The sequence below is a fragment of the Bacillus sp. EKM208B genome (assembly GCF_011800725.1).
Lineage (GTDB): Bacteria > Bacillota > Bacilli > Bacillales > Bacillaceae > Bacillus > Bacillus velezensis.
Map to the genome: position 1 here is coordinate 186,223 of NZ_JAANHO010000006.1, position 14,254 is coordinate 200,476.

Here is a 14,254-nt window from a genome sequence, read left to right on the forward strand (position 1 = left end):
CAAACTTTCGGTAAAGTTTCAATTAGAATATTATTTTGACAATTCCTATAGAAATAACGTACGTTACGTTTAATTCCTTGTGAGGTGGATATCGTTGCAACTTCAGGTCATGAACAGTCCGTTTAATCAGGAGCAGGCAGAGCTCCTTAACCGCCTTCTGCCGACCTTGACAGAATCACAGAAAATCTGGCTGAGCGGTTATTTGGCTGCGGCCCGGTCCGAATCCGGTGAAACAGCCGCACCCGCTGCTCCGGCTCCAGCAGAAAGCCCGGCAGTCTCAAGAGAAGTGACCGTATTATACGGATCGCAAACGGGAAATGCGGAAGGTCTTGCGAAACAGACGGTAAAGACGCTTGAGGAACGGGGATTCCAGGTCACCGTCGCGTCGATGAACGATTTTAAGCCGAATAATCTGAAAAAAGTAAACAATTTACTGATCGTGGTGAGCACGCACGGAGAAGGCGATCCGCCGGATAACGCGCTGGCCTTTCATGAATTTCTTCACGGCAGACGCGCGCCGAAGCTTGAAGCGCTCCGTTATTCCGTTTTGGCGCTCGGGGACAGCTCGTATGAATTTTTCTGCCAGACCGGCAAAGAGTTTGACGAGCGTCTTCAAGAGCTCGGCGGCACCCAGCTTGCGCCGCGGGTTGATTGCGATCTTGATTATGATGAGCCGTTTTCGGAATGGCTTGACGCGGTCATCGGCGGTTTGAATGAAGGAGCGGGAAATCAAACAGCCGAAGCGCCTGCCGAGACGCCGGCTCTCGGTGAATCCGTTTATTCTAGAACGAATCCGTTTCGGGCGGAGGTTCTTGAGAACATCAATCTGAACGGACGCGGTTCGAATAAAGAAACACGCCATCTCGAGCTTTCGCTTGAAGGATCGGGCCTCGCGTATCAGCCCGGAGACAGCCTCGGCATCTATCCGGAAAATGATCCGGCGCTCGTGGATGAGCTGATCAATGAGCTGAAATGGGACCCGAAACAGGAAGTGGCGGTGAATAAACAAGGAGAGCGCCTCCCGCTGAAAGATGCGCTTACTTCTCATTTTGAAATAACCGTCTTAACAAAACCGTTCCTGCAAAAGGCCGCACAGTTTACGGCTGACCAAAAGCTGAGTGAACTTCTGGCCGAAGGAAACGAAGAGCAGTTGAAAGCATACATCAACGGCCGTGATCTGCTTGATCTCGTCCGGGATTTCGGTCCGTGGGAAGCTTCCGCGGAAGACTTTCTTTCCATCCTGCGTAAAATGCCGGCCCGGCTCTATTCGATCGCAAGCAGTTTAGAAGCGAATCCGGAAGAGGTGCATCTGACAATCGGAGCGGTCAGATATGACGCGCACGGCAGAGAACGAAAAGGCGTCTGCAGCATTCTTTGTGCGGAAAGACTTCAGCCGGGAGATACGCTTCCGATTTACATTCAGCACAACCAAAACTTCAAGCTGCCGGAAAATCCGGGTACACCGGTCATTATGGTCGGGCCGGGGACAGGCATCGCGCCGTTCCGTTCCTTTATGCAGGAGCGTGAAGAAACCGGAGCTGAAGGGAAAACATGGCTGTTCTTCGGGGATCAGCACTTTGTCACTGATTTTCTGTACCAGACGGAATGGCAAAAATGGCTGCAAAACGGTGTTCTCACAAAAATGGACGTCGCTTTTTCTCGGGATTCGGAGGAAAAGGTATATGTGCAGCACCGCATGAAAGAACAAAGCAAAGAGCTGTATGAATGGCTGCAGCAGGGAGCCGCCGTATACATCTGCGGTGATGAACAGCATATGGCGCATGACGTGCACCAGGCGCTTCTCGATATCATTCAGGAAGAAGGCGGCATGAGCCGTGAAAAAGCGGAAAGCTTCCTGGCAGACATGCAGCAGAAAAAACGCTATCAGCGTGACGTATATTGATTTTGGTTTGAAAGGAGCTTATTCAGCATGGTGAACAACATTTTAAAAGCGCCGGAAGGCCCTCCAAGTGATGTTGAGGAAATTAAAGAAAAAAGCGATTATTTGCGCGGCACATTGAAAGAAGTCATGCTCGACCGGATTTCAGCCGGCATCCCGGACGAAGACAACCGGCTGATGAAGCATCACGGAAGCTACTTGCAGGATGACCGCGATCTCCGTAATGAACGTCAAAAACAAAAGCTTGAACCGGCTTATCAGTTCATGCTGCGCGTTCGGATGCCAGGCGGCGTTTCAACTCCGGAACAATGGCTTGTCATGGATGAACTGGCGCAAAAATACGGAAACAATACATTGAAGCTGACAACGCGTGAAACGTTCCAAATGCACGGAATTTTAAAATGGAACATGAAAAAAACGATTCAGAAAATCAATGCGGCGCTGCTTGATACCATTGCGGCCTGCGGAGATGTCAACCGAAACGTCATGTGCGCTTCAAATCCGCACCAGTCTGAAATTCATGCGGAAGTATACGAATGGTCGAAGAAATTGAGCGATGACCTTCTTCCGCGCACGAGAGCCTATCATGAAATCTGGCTTGATGAGGAACGTGTGGCGGGCACTCCTGACACGGAAACGGAACCGATGTACGGGCCGCTGTACCTGCCGCGGAAATTCAAAATCGGAATCGCCGTGCCTCCGTCCAATGATATCGATGTCTTTTCTCAAGATCTCGGCTTCATTGCCATCGTGGAGGAAGGCCGTCTTATCGGATTCAACGTGGCAATCGGCGGCGGTATGGGAATGACGCACGGCGATACGGCCACTTATCCGCAGCTTTCAAAAGTCATCGGCTTCTGCAAACCGGAGCAGCTGTATGATGTAGCGGAAAAAACCATTACGATTCAGCGCGATTACGGAAACCGTTCCGTCAGAAAGAATGCCAGATTCAAGTACACCGTTGACCGTCTCGGGCTGGAAAACGTAAAAGCCGAGCTGGAAAACCGCCTCGGCTGGCAGCTGGATGAAGCGAAACCTTATCATTTTGACCATAACGGCGACCGTTACGGATGGGTGAAGGGCGTAAAAGGTAAATGGCACTTTACGATGTTTATCGAAGGCGGCCGCGTCACGGACTATGAGAATTATAAGCTGATGACGGGATTGCGTGAAATCGCCAAAGTCCATACGGGAGATTTCCGTCTCACCTCTAATCAAAACCTGATTATCGGCAATGTCTCGAGCCAGAAAAAGAAACAAATCAGCGCATTAATCGAACAATACGGTCTGACAGACGGCCGGCAGCATTCCGCCCTCCGCCGCAGTTCAATGGCTTGCGTCGCGCTTCCGACATGCGGGCTCGCCATGGCCGAAGCCGAGCGGTATCTGCCGAAGCTGATTGATAAAATTGAAGCCATTGTTGACGAAAACGGGCTGCGGGATGAAGAAATCACCATCCGTATGACCGGGTGCCCGAATGGCTGCGCCCGCCATGCGCTTGGCGAAATCGGATTTATCGGAAAGGCGCCCGGAAAATATAATATGTATTTAGGAGCGGCGTTTGACGGCAGCCGTTTGAGCAAAATGTACCGGGAAAATATCGGTGAAGAGGAAATCCTGAGTGAGCTTCGCACTATTCTCCCGCGCTACGCGAAAGAGCGTGAGGAAGGCGAACACTTCGGCGATTTCGTCATCCGCGCGGGCATCATTAAAGCGACGACAGACGGCACGAATTTTCACGAATAAGATGAGCACTTAAAACCAAGGATAGAGACACACTGACGGTGCGTTCTCTATCCTTTACTAAGCAGCATAAGCGCTGGACCGCGTCATGAAACAGATGACGCAGCTTGCGAAAAATCCTGTTTTCAGAGAAAACAGGATTTTTCTTTTTCCGGAAAAAATGTAGCTGAAGGCAAAAAAAGTTCGCCGTGAGCACGTTATGAGAAATTTTAAATAAAAACGGGTAAAATAAAAGAAGAATGGTTGCGTGCGGAAAATATATTGAATCTGTCCGATCATCGGCTCCGGCCTTTGGCAAAGGCAGAGAACAGGCAATAATGATATGATGCAGCAGATGAAGGAGGTCATGCTTTGGACATATTTTTAGTCGTACTCGTACTTTTAACCATCATCGCGATCTCAAATATCGTAAATCGGTTTGTCCCCTTTATCCCGGTGCCTCTGATTCAGGTGGCGCTCGGTATCATTGCGGCGTCATTTCCGCAGGGGCTTCATTTTGAACTGAATACTGAATTGTTTTTTGTTTTGTTTATCGCTCCGCTGCTTTTTAACGATGGAAAACGGACGCCGCGTGCGGAACTTTGGAATTTAAGAGCGCCGATTTTGCTGCTTGCGCTCGGGCTTGTGTTTGCCACGGTGATTGTCGGCGGTTACACGATTCATTGGATGATTCCGAGCATTCCGCTGGCTGCCGCGTTCGGGCTGGCGGCGATACTGTCACCGACTGACGTTGTCGCGGTCAGCGCGCTGTCAGGGCGAGTGAAGATGCCAAAAGGCATTCTGCGTCTCCTTGAAGGAGAAGGACTGATGAATGACGCATCCGGCCTGGTCGCTTTTAAATTTGCGATTGCGGCAGCCGTGACGGGCGCATTTTCGCTGGCGCAGGCCGCCTTCAGTTTCGTTCTGATTTCAGCCGGAGGTTTACTCAGCGGTGTCGTCATTTCTTTTTTGATTATCCGTTTCCGGCTGTTTTTGCGCCGCCTCGGCATGCAGGATGTCACGATGCATATGCTGATTCAAATTCTGACGCCGTTCGTCATCTATCTCGCGGCTGAAGAAATCGGCGTTTCCGGCATTTTAGCGGTTGTGGCCGGCGGCATCACGCATGCGGTGGAGCAGGACCGTCTTGAATCAACGATGGTCAAACTGCAAATCGTCTCTTCAAGTACGTGGAATATTATTTTGTTCATTCTGAACGGTCTTGTTTTCGTTATTTTAGGTGCGCAAATACCGGATGTGGTTTCCGTCATCTTTAATGATACCGCGTTTAACAATATGATGGTCATCGGGTATATTATCGTCATTACGCTGACGTTAATGATTCTCAGGTTTTTGTGGGTGCTGTTTTTTTGGAATGGCAAGTGGTTTTTTAACAAGGATCAGAGCATTTATAAACCCGGCCTGCGCTCGACCCTGCTGATTTCGGTTTCAGGCGTCAGGGGAGCGGTTACGCTTGCGGGTTCCTTTTCCATTCCTTACGTGCTCTCTGACGGCTCGCCGTTTCCTGAACGGAATTTGATTCTCTTTTTAGCCGCGGGCGTTATTATGTGCACATTGGTGCTGGCAACAATCGTACTGCCGATTTTGACAGATAAGCCGGAAGACAATGTGAAAGAGAAGAAAGTCAAATTGCTGACAGCGAGACGGAAGCTGATAAAAGCTGCCTTAACCGCCATTAAAGAAAATATGAATGAGACAAACAAAACGGCTTCTTTTGCGGTCATTGCCGAATACAATGAGAAAATGAAAAATCTCAGGTTTCAGCAGTTCACCGTCAAAAACCGCACGAAAAAAGATGAGCGGAAAGTCCGCGCCCAAGGGATACAGGCTGAACAGGAAGAATTGCTGCGGCTGATTGAGCGGGGCGACATACCGGAAGAAACGGCTGACAGCCTTCAGGAACGGTTTGATGAACTGGAAGTGCTGTATACGAATCCGTTTAAAGTCGGCTTATCTAAGAAAAAGCTGAAACGCCTGATGTACTGGATCTTTTTCGGTGAACAAAAAAAGCCGGAAATGTCGATTTTAAATGAAGAAGGCCTCATCCGCACCACGAGGGTTAAAACGGCAAAAGCGGCCATTGAAAGCCTGAAAAAACACATGACTGAAGAAAATAAAGATGTGACGCTTGCCGTCATTTCCTTTTACAATCACTTGATTTTCAGGCTGGGGCACTCGTATCACGAACAGAGTCCGAGCCGCCGTTTTGAAAATCAAAAACTCGAAATCAAACTGCGGGCCGTGCAGGCCATCCGCAACGAAATCCAAACATTATTCGAAGAGCGGGAAATTTCCCGCGATATGTCACATGAGCTTCGCCAATACATCAATGATGTGGAAGCGGCCATGCTTGACGGAGGTGAATAAAAAAAGTCCGGCATCTGTTCGCCGGACTTTTTTGATTACGGACGATGGAATTCGACGTGATCGCCGTCGCGGTCAAACCAGCCTCTGAAGGCCCAGTTGATCCAGCCGCCATCACCTTTATTGGTGAAGCTTCCGTCTTCAAACACCCAAATGCCGTACGTGATGCCGTCATAAACGGCGGAACCGTAAAACTGAACGCCGTTAAAATGATCTTCATATTCCTGGCTTAAATTAAACACCATGACGTTATATTTTTGTCCGGAAGCGTAGAATGAAGATTCCATTAAGTTTTTGACGAAGCCGTCACGGTTTTGCGCCGACTTAATCGCGTCAGCAATCGAATTGCCGATGCCGAGCAGGTCAACGTCAATGTTTAATCCGACATCTTTTGCTGAGACATCTGATGATTGCTGTGCCATGTTTTGAGGGACCGGGGTTTCTTTTGCGGATACAAAGGACAGAGGAGTCAGAGACAAAGCGGCGCCAAGGGCAACGGACATCGGGATACGCATACGTTTCATATGATTTCCTCCTTCAATTGTGTGGTGGCTACAGTAGCGATTTACCCGGACAGTTACCCGGTTAACCGGAATTTTTGAAAAATAGGAAAATAATAACGGCAGTGGTGCTTGGGCACTAAAGATGGTTTTTGTGATAACGATGAGCGTATAATTGGTTTCTTACGGCGGAAATGTGAGATAATAATAACCGTTTACATAATGACTAGAAAGGATGGTTCAACGTGGCAAAAAGCTTAAAAGATACTGTAAAGCTTCATAATGGCGTTGAAATGCCGTGGTTCGGCCTTGGCGTCTTCAAGGTGGAAAACGGAAGCGTAGCGGCGGACTCCGTCGAAGCGGCAATCAGAAACGGCTACCGCAGCATTGATACGGCGGCTATTTATAAAAATGAAGAGGGTGTCGGCGAAGGCATCAGAGCTGCGGGCGTTGCCAGAGAAGAGCTGTTCATCACGTCAAAAGTGTGGAATGAAGATCAAGGATACGAAACGACACTTGACGCGTTTGAGAAAAGCCTTGAGCGCCTCGGCCTCGATTACCTCGACCTTTACCTGATTCACTGGCCGGGCAAGGATAAATATAAAGACACATGGCGCGCTCTTGAAAAGCTGTACAAAGACGGCAAAATCCGCGCCATCGGCGTCAGCAACTTCCAAGTGCATCATTTAGAAGAGCTGCTGAAAGATGCTGAAATCAAGCCGATGGTCAACCAGATTGAATTCCACCCGCGCCTGACTCAAAAAGAAGTAAGAGATTTCTGCAAAGCGCAGGGCATTCAAGTGGAAGCATGGTCTCCATTGATGCAGGGACAGCTCCTCGATAACGAAGTGCTGTCACAAATTGCGGAAAAACATAACAAATCGGTTGCTCAAGTGATTTTGCGCTGGGATCTTCAGAACGAAGTCGTTACCATTCCGAAATCCATTAAAGAGCACCGCATCATAGAAAATGCCGATATTTTTGATTTCGAACTGTCACAGGAAGAAATGGAAAAGATCAGCGCATTGAACAAAGACGAGCGTGTCGGCCCGAATCCGGACGAGCTTCTGTTCTAAGAAAAAACAGCCCTTTACGGGGCTGTTTTTCTTTACATGAATGTCTGTGTCTGACGTTTTACGCTGAACCTGTATGCGGCTATTAATAACAGGGCGGCGGCGAAGGCTCCCAAAATGATGATGTTCAGCACCAGGCTTTGGAGCGTGCGGCCGTGCTGCAATTGATCGACCGTATCGAGCACCCAGCGCTGAGGCAGAAATTCGGCGATTGTCTGCACCGTTTTCGGCATAATATTGCTCGGAAAGAAGCAGCCGGTGAGCAAGCATGTCGGCACGACGATCAAATTCAAAAGCGCCGATGTTGAAGCGCTGCTGTTGGAAAAACCGACGGCAATAAAGGCGATTCCGATCGCGCTTAATGCAAACAGCATCATCAGGACGAACAGCTGCCACAGCGGGAATGACGGATGAATATGAAAAGCGGCGCCCATAAAGAGAACGGCGAATAGAATTTGGACGGCCATGATAATGATATTCACCGCCGCGTTTGCCAGTACATACTGCTTTGATGTGATCGGCGTTGACAGAAGCCTGTAGTACGTCCTGTTTTCCCGCTCTTTAATCATCAGTTCCGTCAGGTTGCCGGCGGAATAGAGCATAATGATAATGAGATACCCGATGACTGAGTAAGTCATTTCTTTATGGTTCGATGTATCTTGTAAAACAGCGGACTCCGTTTGAATCGGAGAATGCTTGAAATCGGCGTACATCGCCTGAAAGGCCTTTGCGTCCCCGCCGGAAGATTTGCCGATTGAGGCGGCGCTGTTCATATAATTGTACAAATAAGAGCTGACATATCCGGTGACCTGGGCGCCTTTCAGCGAGGTCATGCCGATGTGAGCCGGTTTCCCGTCTTTTACGCTTTGGGAGAAGCCTTTTTCAAACGTAATGAGCGCCTCCATTTTTCCTGAAGCGATCTTGGATGTGGCGGACGCAGCCGTTTCCTCCGAAATCTTCACATGATCCAGTCCTTTTAAAAACGTGACCGTATCCTGTGCCACTTCTCCGCCGTCCTGATTGAGAATGCCGATATTGAGCGTTTCGGCTCCGCCGTTGGCATTGGTCATGAAAGAGAGGAAGACGCCGATCAGCGGAGCCCCGATATAAAGAATAAGCTGTTTTTTGCTTTTTGTAATCCCTTTGAGAGTGTGTGCAAACAGCCACCAGAAGTTTTTCATATTACAATCCCTCCCGTCTTTGAAACGTAAATGCGGCGATCAGCAAAAAGAGTGCCGCCAATGCTGTATTTAAACCGAGTGCAGGCCATGCCGCTGATACATCATTTGCGTAAATGATGTTGTTAATCGCCTTATTGATCCATGATAAGGGCGACAGGACGGAAATTCCTCCGCCTTCATATTTGTAATAGGCGCCGCCGATAATGGACATCACCTGAACGATGATGACGGTGATTAATCTGGCGCTTTCGGGTTTTCTGGTCAAATAGCTCAGGCTGAGCCCGAAGCTGACGGCCAAAAGAATTTCAGAAACGAGAATCAGAAGCACAAGGCCCATGTGGCTGCCCCAATTCGCTTTTAAGATAAATTTGCTGAAGGCGACAACGGCAAGAATCGTCAGAACATTCACAGCCAAAATGCCGAGCATCTTTCCGAGAAAGATATCGCTTTTCCGGAGCGGAGCGGCGATCAGGCGATCCGCGGTGTGCCGTATTCTTTCCCCGCGGAATAAGGTGCTTGCAAAAATCGAGGCGTACAGCCCGATCATCGTCGTCATGGATATCGCGTAAAAATCTTTCGCTTTCGGTTCTTTCGCTTTGTGTAAAGACGTCTGCTTCATATAATCGCTTTTGATTTGTCCGGCGGAAGGCGCCTTATGCGCCTTGTAAGCGGCGGCGCCTGCTTTGTATTGATTGGTAAAAGCGGTCAGCATGCCTTGGACGATCGTGCCGTTTATGCCGCTCCGGTCATTTGTATAGACTTGAAAACCGGTGTTTTTTACAGTGACGAAAGCATCCGCCTGATTTTCTCGAACCTCGTTTTTGCCTTTTGCCTCCGTGTCCGCTTTTTGAAAATAGACATGCTCTTTTTTGGCGGCTTTCATAAACTCAGTAAAATAATGAGAAAGAGGGCCGTTTGACTGGTCCGTATATACGACCTTGATGTTTCCGACCGTCACCTCTGAATCAAAGGCGTTTGATAATGCCGCAGTAAAAATCAGCATGAAGACGATCGGAAAAGCAAGCATGAAAATAAAAGTCCGTCTGTCGCGGAAACTGATTTTGATTTCTTTCACGGCGATGTGCAGAATATTCATTTGCAATCCTCCTTTCAATGGGGTCAGTCGCGCAGGCTTCTGCCTGTCAGCGTGAGAAATACCGTTTCTAAGTCAGGGGCCTGTTCCTGCAAGGAGCGGATTTCAATTCCTTTGTCCATGAAGTACCGGATCAGGCGGTTTAAATTGTTCACCCCTGTGTCAGAGCTGATTTTCACGCTGTTTTCTTCCAGTGCGGCGACTCTGACGCCGGGCAGCTCCTGAATATCGCCGAGGCTGATGCCGTTTCCGGATGACAGCTCAATCACGACGTCCTTCGTGTCGGTAATGATGGAAGTCAGCTGTTCTTTTGTGCCTTCTGCGATGACTTTTCCGTGGTCGATGATGGCGATGCGCGTGCATATTTCTTCCACTTCCTCCATGTAGTGGCTCGTGTAAATGATCGTGCAGCCCATTTCATTGAGCTTTTTCACTGATTGCAGAATATAATTTCTTGATTGCGGATCAATGCCGACCGTCGGTTCATCCATGATGATCAGTTTCGGCCGGTGGGCAAGGGCGCAGGCGATATTGAGCCTGCGCTTCATTCCGCCGGAAAAATGCTTCGGCAAATATTTGTGTTTATCGCTCAAGCCCACGAATGTCAGGGCTTCCTCGACCCGTTCTCTCAGAGCCGCCCCTCTCAGGCCGTACAGCCCGGCGAAGAACTTCACATTTTCATAGGCGTTTAATTCTTCGTAAATCGCGAGGTCCTGAGGGACGATGCCGATATTCATTTTCGTTGCTTTGCTATATTTGAAAATATCTTTTCCGAGAAACAGAATGTCTCCGCCTGAAGGTTTTAAAAGACCTGAGATCATATTGATCGTCGTGCTTTTTCCGGCTCCGTTTGCGCCGAGAAACCCGAAAATCTCACCTTCTTTTACGGCAAGCGACATCTGGTCAACGGCGGCATAATCACCGAATTTCTTACTCAGCTGTTTGAGCTCCAAAATGTTCATGTTTCCACCTCTATGTCTTATGATGCTCTTATTATAAAAAAAAGAATGAACGGCCGTTAGTGCAGCTGTTCATTCCTTTGACATGAGAATCTTCATATTTTTCACATGAAAATATTCACTTATTCAACCGGAAGCAATGTCGTGACGGAAAAACCGGCCGTGCCGTCAAAAATAACGGTTCCGTGCAGGACGGCCGCCCGTTCTTCCATACCGAGCATGCCGAGGCCTTTTTTAAAGCGGACGGCGCCGTTTCCGTTATCTTTCACTTCCGCTTTCACGGCTTTGTTCAGCACATGGATATCAATGAAAATCTGCGTGGCATCGGCGTATTTCATTGCATTGGTCAAGGCTTCGGTTACGTTTTCCTGAATGACTCTCCAATGCATTTGCGTCAGCCTGTCCAAATCGCCTTGATGCGTAAACGGAACCGGCATGCCGTTTTTGGCCGAAAATTCATCAATAAACGTTCTTAATCTGTGAATGCCCATTTGTTCAGCGGGCGGTTTCATATTTTTCAGCGTTATGCGGATATCCTCTATGCCTTCTTTGGAAATGGTAATGGCGTTTTGGAGCAGTTCAGCCGCTTTGTCCGGATGGGAGCCGAGCATCCGCTTCGCCGCTTCCATCTGAATGAGCGCGCCTGTCATGGAATGGCCGATTTTGTCATGGATGGCTTGGGACAATCTGTTTCTTTCTTCGAGTTTGCCGGTATACTCCGATTGTTTGATATATTCTGTGCTGCTGTGCAGCTGTTTCGTCAGTTTTTCAATGCTTGAGCGCATGCTGTCTGACTGCTCTTCATATTTTTTCAGCCGGTCGCTGGACCGGGCGGCCAAAACGAATATCGCCAAGCAGAACAAGGTCATGACGATATAAGTCGGAAGGTCGCCGTACGGGATAAATAAAAACGGCAAAAACACGAGCAGGCAGAACACATAGCGGTGAACCGGATATTCGGCAAGAACGGCAAAAATGGCGGGCGGCAAAAGAAACAGAAACGCCGGATGGCCTAAGGCGGAAAGCCAAGCAGTCAATGCAAGCGCCATGAGGGTGATCCCGCGCCTCCAAGCGGGCGGCCTGATCATGCAGACCGCAATGCCCAAAGACAGATAAAGCAGCAGAAACAAGACGGCGTACGGCGTGTAAGGGCGGTCTGCCGATACGAACAAAAAAGCCGTATAAAAAATGGCGATCAGTCTGCTCATCAGCATCCAAAAATCCATACCGTTCAACGCCCGTCATCCACCTTCCCGGTGATATAAAAAATGGCGATCTGCGTTCTGTGCTCAAGCCCTGTTTTCCCTAAAATAGATGAAATATAATTGGCCGTCGTCCCTTCAGAAATGAAAAGTTGTTTTGAAATTTCCCTGTTCGACAGTCCTTTCGCAATAAGCGACATGATGCTGAGCTCTCTTTCAGTAAACTGGCTTTCATCAATCTGATGCGCGGCTTCGGCCGGCCGGAAAAGGCTGTCTTTTATTTTATCCAGCACGGTGTCCTGAAGAATGCTGTGCCCGTTGAAAACGCTTTTGATCGCATCGCGTATCCGTTCCGGTTCGGTATTTTTTAATAAATATCCTTTCGCGCCGTTTTTAATCGCTTCTAAAATATACTCATCGTCGTCAAATGTCGTCAGGATCATCGGCTTCGTATCCGTTTCCTCCGCGATCCGTTTTGCGGCTTCGACGCCGTTCATCACCGGCATGCGGACGTCCAACAAGGCGATATCGACGGGATTGTGTTTACAATACTCTGCCGCCTCCAGGCCATTTTCCAACGTTGCCGATACAGTAAATTCCTCATATGTATGCAAAATGATTTTCATTCCTTCTCTGATGAAAGAATTATCATCCGCGATAATGACATTAATCTTCATGGCCGCACCCTTTGTGTGTTTTTTGTTTCATTATATACCATCCGATTTTAAATCAAAAAGCCTTCCGGCGAAAGGTGCGCGGAAGGCGGATCGGTCAAGCGGGTTTTTTCAATTGGATGAAAAACAGCATCAGAAAAGAAATGATCACAATACAGATCACCCACACCCAGGCGAGTGTTTCATTGCCGGAGTCCATCGCGACGTAAATCGCTGTCGGCAGTGTTTGGGTGACGCCGGGAATATTTCCCGCAAACATTAAAGTCGCCCCGAATTCACCTAGCGCCCTTGCAATACTGAGAATGCTTCCGGTCAAGAGGGAGGGAAAGGCAAGCGGGACGGAAATACGGGTGAACACCTGCCACCTGCCGGCTCCGTCTACTTTCGCCGCACCCTCGATGTCGGCATCAACCGCGGCGAAGCCCGTTTTAGCGGACTGATACATAAGCGGGAAGGCAACAATGGCCGAAGCGATCACCGCGGCCGACCACGTGAAAATGACGGGCTGGTGAAAAATCCGCTCAATCGCCCGGCCGAAAAAGCTGTGTTTTCCGAAAATGATAATGAGAATGAAGCCGACAACGGTAGGCGGAAGAACGAGCGGGAGCATAAACAGGGTCTCCACAGCCGTTTTTCCGGGAAATCGCGCTTTCGCCATCCAGGCGCCGGCAAGCGTCCCGAGAATGATGACGGCGATGCCCGATGCCAAAGCCACCTCAAACGACAGTACGACGGGAGTGAAAAACTCCGAAGCCGTAATGTTACTTGGCAGTAAATCCATATTTCTTAAACACTTTCATCGCTTCATCAGACTGCAGATACTGATAAAACGCCTCTGCTTCTTTAGGGTGCTTTGTATCCTTGACGATGCCGAGCGGATACACGATCGGATCGTGCGTTTTCGCCGGCGCTTCATCGGTGATTTTCACCTTTTTCGAAATCAGCGCGTCTGTTTTATAGACAAGCCCGGCATCGACATTTCCGGTTTCAACATAAGAAAGCACCTGGCGAACGTCTTTTGCATAGACGACTTTATCTTTTACCTTGTCCCACATGGATAATGCCGTCAATGACTGTTTGGCGTATTGTCCGGCCGGAACGGATTCAGGCGTGCCGAGCGCGATTTTTTCCGCGCTGTCTTTTTTCAGGTCATTCAGATGTGTCAGGTGTGCGCTGTTTTTCTCAGGCACGATCATGACGAGATCATTTTTCAAAAGATCCGTGCTGTCCTTTTTATCGATATCTCCGTCATGAACGAGCTTTTCGAATTTATCTTCGGCTGCCGAGAAGAATAAATCAGCTCCCGCGCCTTGTGAAATTTGTTTCTGCAATGTGCCTGATGATCCGAAGTTATCTTGAATGGTTACGTTTGAATGTGATTTTTCGTAGTTGGTCTGGATTTCTTCAAGTGCATCCTGAGCGCTGGCTGCCGCAGAAACGGTCAGCGTGACTTTTTCGTTTTGTCCGCCTTTGGACGATTGTCCGGATGAGCAGCCCGCAGTTGCGAGGAAAACGGCCATAGCCGCAGTTGTGAGTAGTGTCGCTTTCTTTTTCAACATTGTGCA

General features: G+C 48.8%; 12 protein-coding genes. 4 read left to right on the forward strand and 8 right to left on the reverse strand.

Annotation, left to right across the window (positions count from 1 at the left end):
* The first annotated feature begins 94 nt into the window (after positions 1–94).
* The 3 genes from G9F75_RS12835 to G9F75_RS12845 all read left to right on the forward strand — a co-directional run bounded on the left by G9F75_RS12835 (position 95) and on the right by G9F75_RS12845 (position 6,010).
* Complete coding sequence (locus G9F75_RS12835; RefSeq protein ID WP_017418921.1) at positions 95–1,903, forward strand: assimilatory sulfite reductase (NADPH) flavoprotein subunit; 1,809 nt, start codon at positions 95–97, stop codon at positions 1,901–1,903.
* Between the two features lie 27 nt (positions 1,904–1,930).
* On the forward strand, positions 1,931–3,646 hold the full coding sequence (cysI, locus tag G9F75_RS12840; protein WP_014418875.1) for an assimilatory sulfite reductase (NADPH) hemoprotein subunit: 1,716 nt from the start codon (positions 1,931–1,933) through the stop codon (positions 3,644–3,646).
* 348 nt (positions 3,647–3,994) lie between these two features.
* A complete protein-coding gene (locus G9F75_RS12845) occupies positions 3,995–6,010 on the forward strand; it encodes a Na+/H+ antiporter (protein WP_007613743.1) in 2,016 nt (671 codons plus the stop codon).
* 35 nt (positions 6,011–6,045) lie between these two features.
* Here G9F75_RS12845 and G9F75_RS12850 read toward each other — a convergent pair whose 3' ends face one another.
* Positions 6,046–6,531 (reverse strand): hypothetical protein, encoded by a 486-nt coding sequence (locus G9F75_RS12850; protein WP_007613741.1) that lies wholly within the window; start codon positions 6,529–6,531, stop codon positions 6,046–6,048.
* 221 nt (positions 6,532–6,752) lie between these two features.
* On the opposite strand from G9F75_RS12850, the gene G9F75_RS12855 reads away from it, so the two are divergent.
* Positions 6,753–7,583 carry an aldo/keto reductase gene (locus G9F75_RS12855; RefSeq protein WP_007410023.1) on the forward strand — a complete coding sequence of 277 codons (831 nt, stop codon included), beginning with the start codon at positions 6,753–6,755 and terminating at the stop codon, positions 7,581–7,583.
* Between the two features lie 32 nt (positions 7,584–7,615).
* Here the strand turns inward: G9F75_RS12855 and G9F75_RS12860 are convergent, their stop codons facing one another.
* The 7 genes from G9F75_RS12860 to modA all read right to left on the reverse strand — a co-directional run bounded on the left by G9F75_RS12860 (position 7,616) and on the right by modA (position 14,248).
* Positions 7,616–8,761 (reverse strand): ABC transporter permease, encoded by a 1,146-nt coding sequence (locus tag G9F75_RS12860; RefSeq protein ID WP_167409131.1) that lies wholly within the window; start codon positions 8,759–8,761, stop codon positions 7,616–7,618.
* 1 nt (position 8,762) lies between these two features.
* Entirely contained in the window at positions 8,763–9,857 is a 1,095-nt protein-coding gene (locus tag G9F75_RS12865; protein WP_022553785.1) for an ABC transporter permease, read from the reverse strand.
* Positions 9,858–9,880: 23 nt separating this feature from the next.
* Positions 9,881–10,816 (reverse strand): ABC transporter ATP-binding protein, encoded by a 936-nt coding sequence (locus G9F75_RS12870; protein ID WP_022553784.1) that lies wholly within the window; start codon positions 10,814–10,816, stop codon positions 9,881–9,883.
* Positions 10,817–10,935: 119 nt separating this feature from the next.
* Entirely contained in the window at positions 10,936–12,039 is a 1,104-nt protein-coding gene (locus tag G9F75_RS12875) for a sensor histidine kinase (RefSeq protein ID WP_181445816.1), read from the reverse strand.
* Positions 12,040–12,044: 5 nt separating this feature from the next.
* Complete coding sequence (locus G9F75_RS12880) at positions 12,045–12,692, reverse strand: response regulator transcription factor (protein WP_115941043.1); 648 nt, start codon at positions 12,690–12,692, stop codon at positions 12,045–12,047.
* A 94-nt stretch (positions 12,693–12,786) separates the two neighbouring features.
* Positions 12,787–13,470, reverse strand: a complete 684-nt coding sequence (modB, locus tag G9F75_RS12885; RefSeq protein ID WP_121984701.1) for a molybdate ABC transporter permease subunit — start codon at positions 13,468–13,470, stop codon at positions 12,787–12,789.
* Positions 13,451–14,248, reverse strand: coding sequence for a molybdate ABC transporter substrate-binding protein (gene modA, locus G9F75_RS12890; protein ID WP_167409132.1), 798 nt, complete (start codon positions 14,246–14,248; stop codon positions 13,451–13,453). The genes modB and modA overlap by 20 nt, the downstream gene beginning before the upstream one ends.
* Between the last annotated feature and the right edge of the window lie 6 nt (positions 14,249–14,254).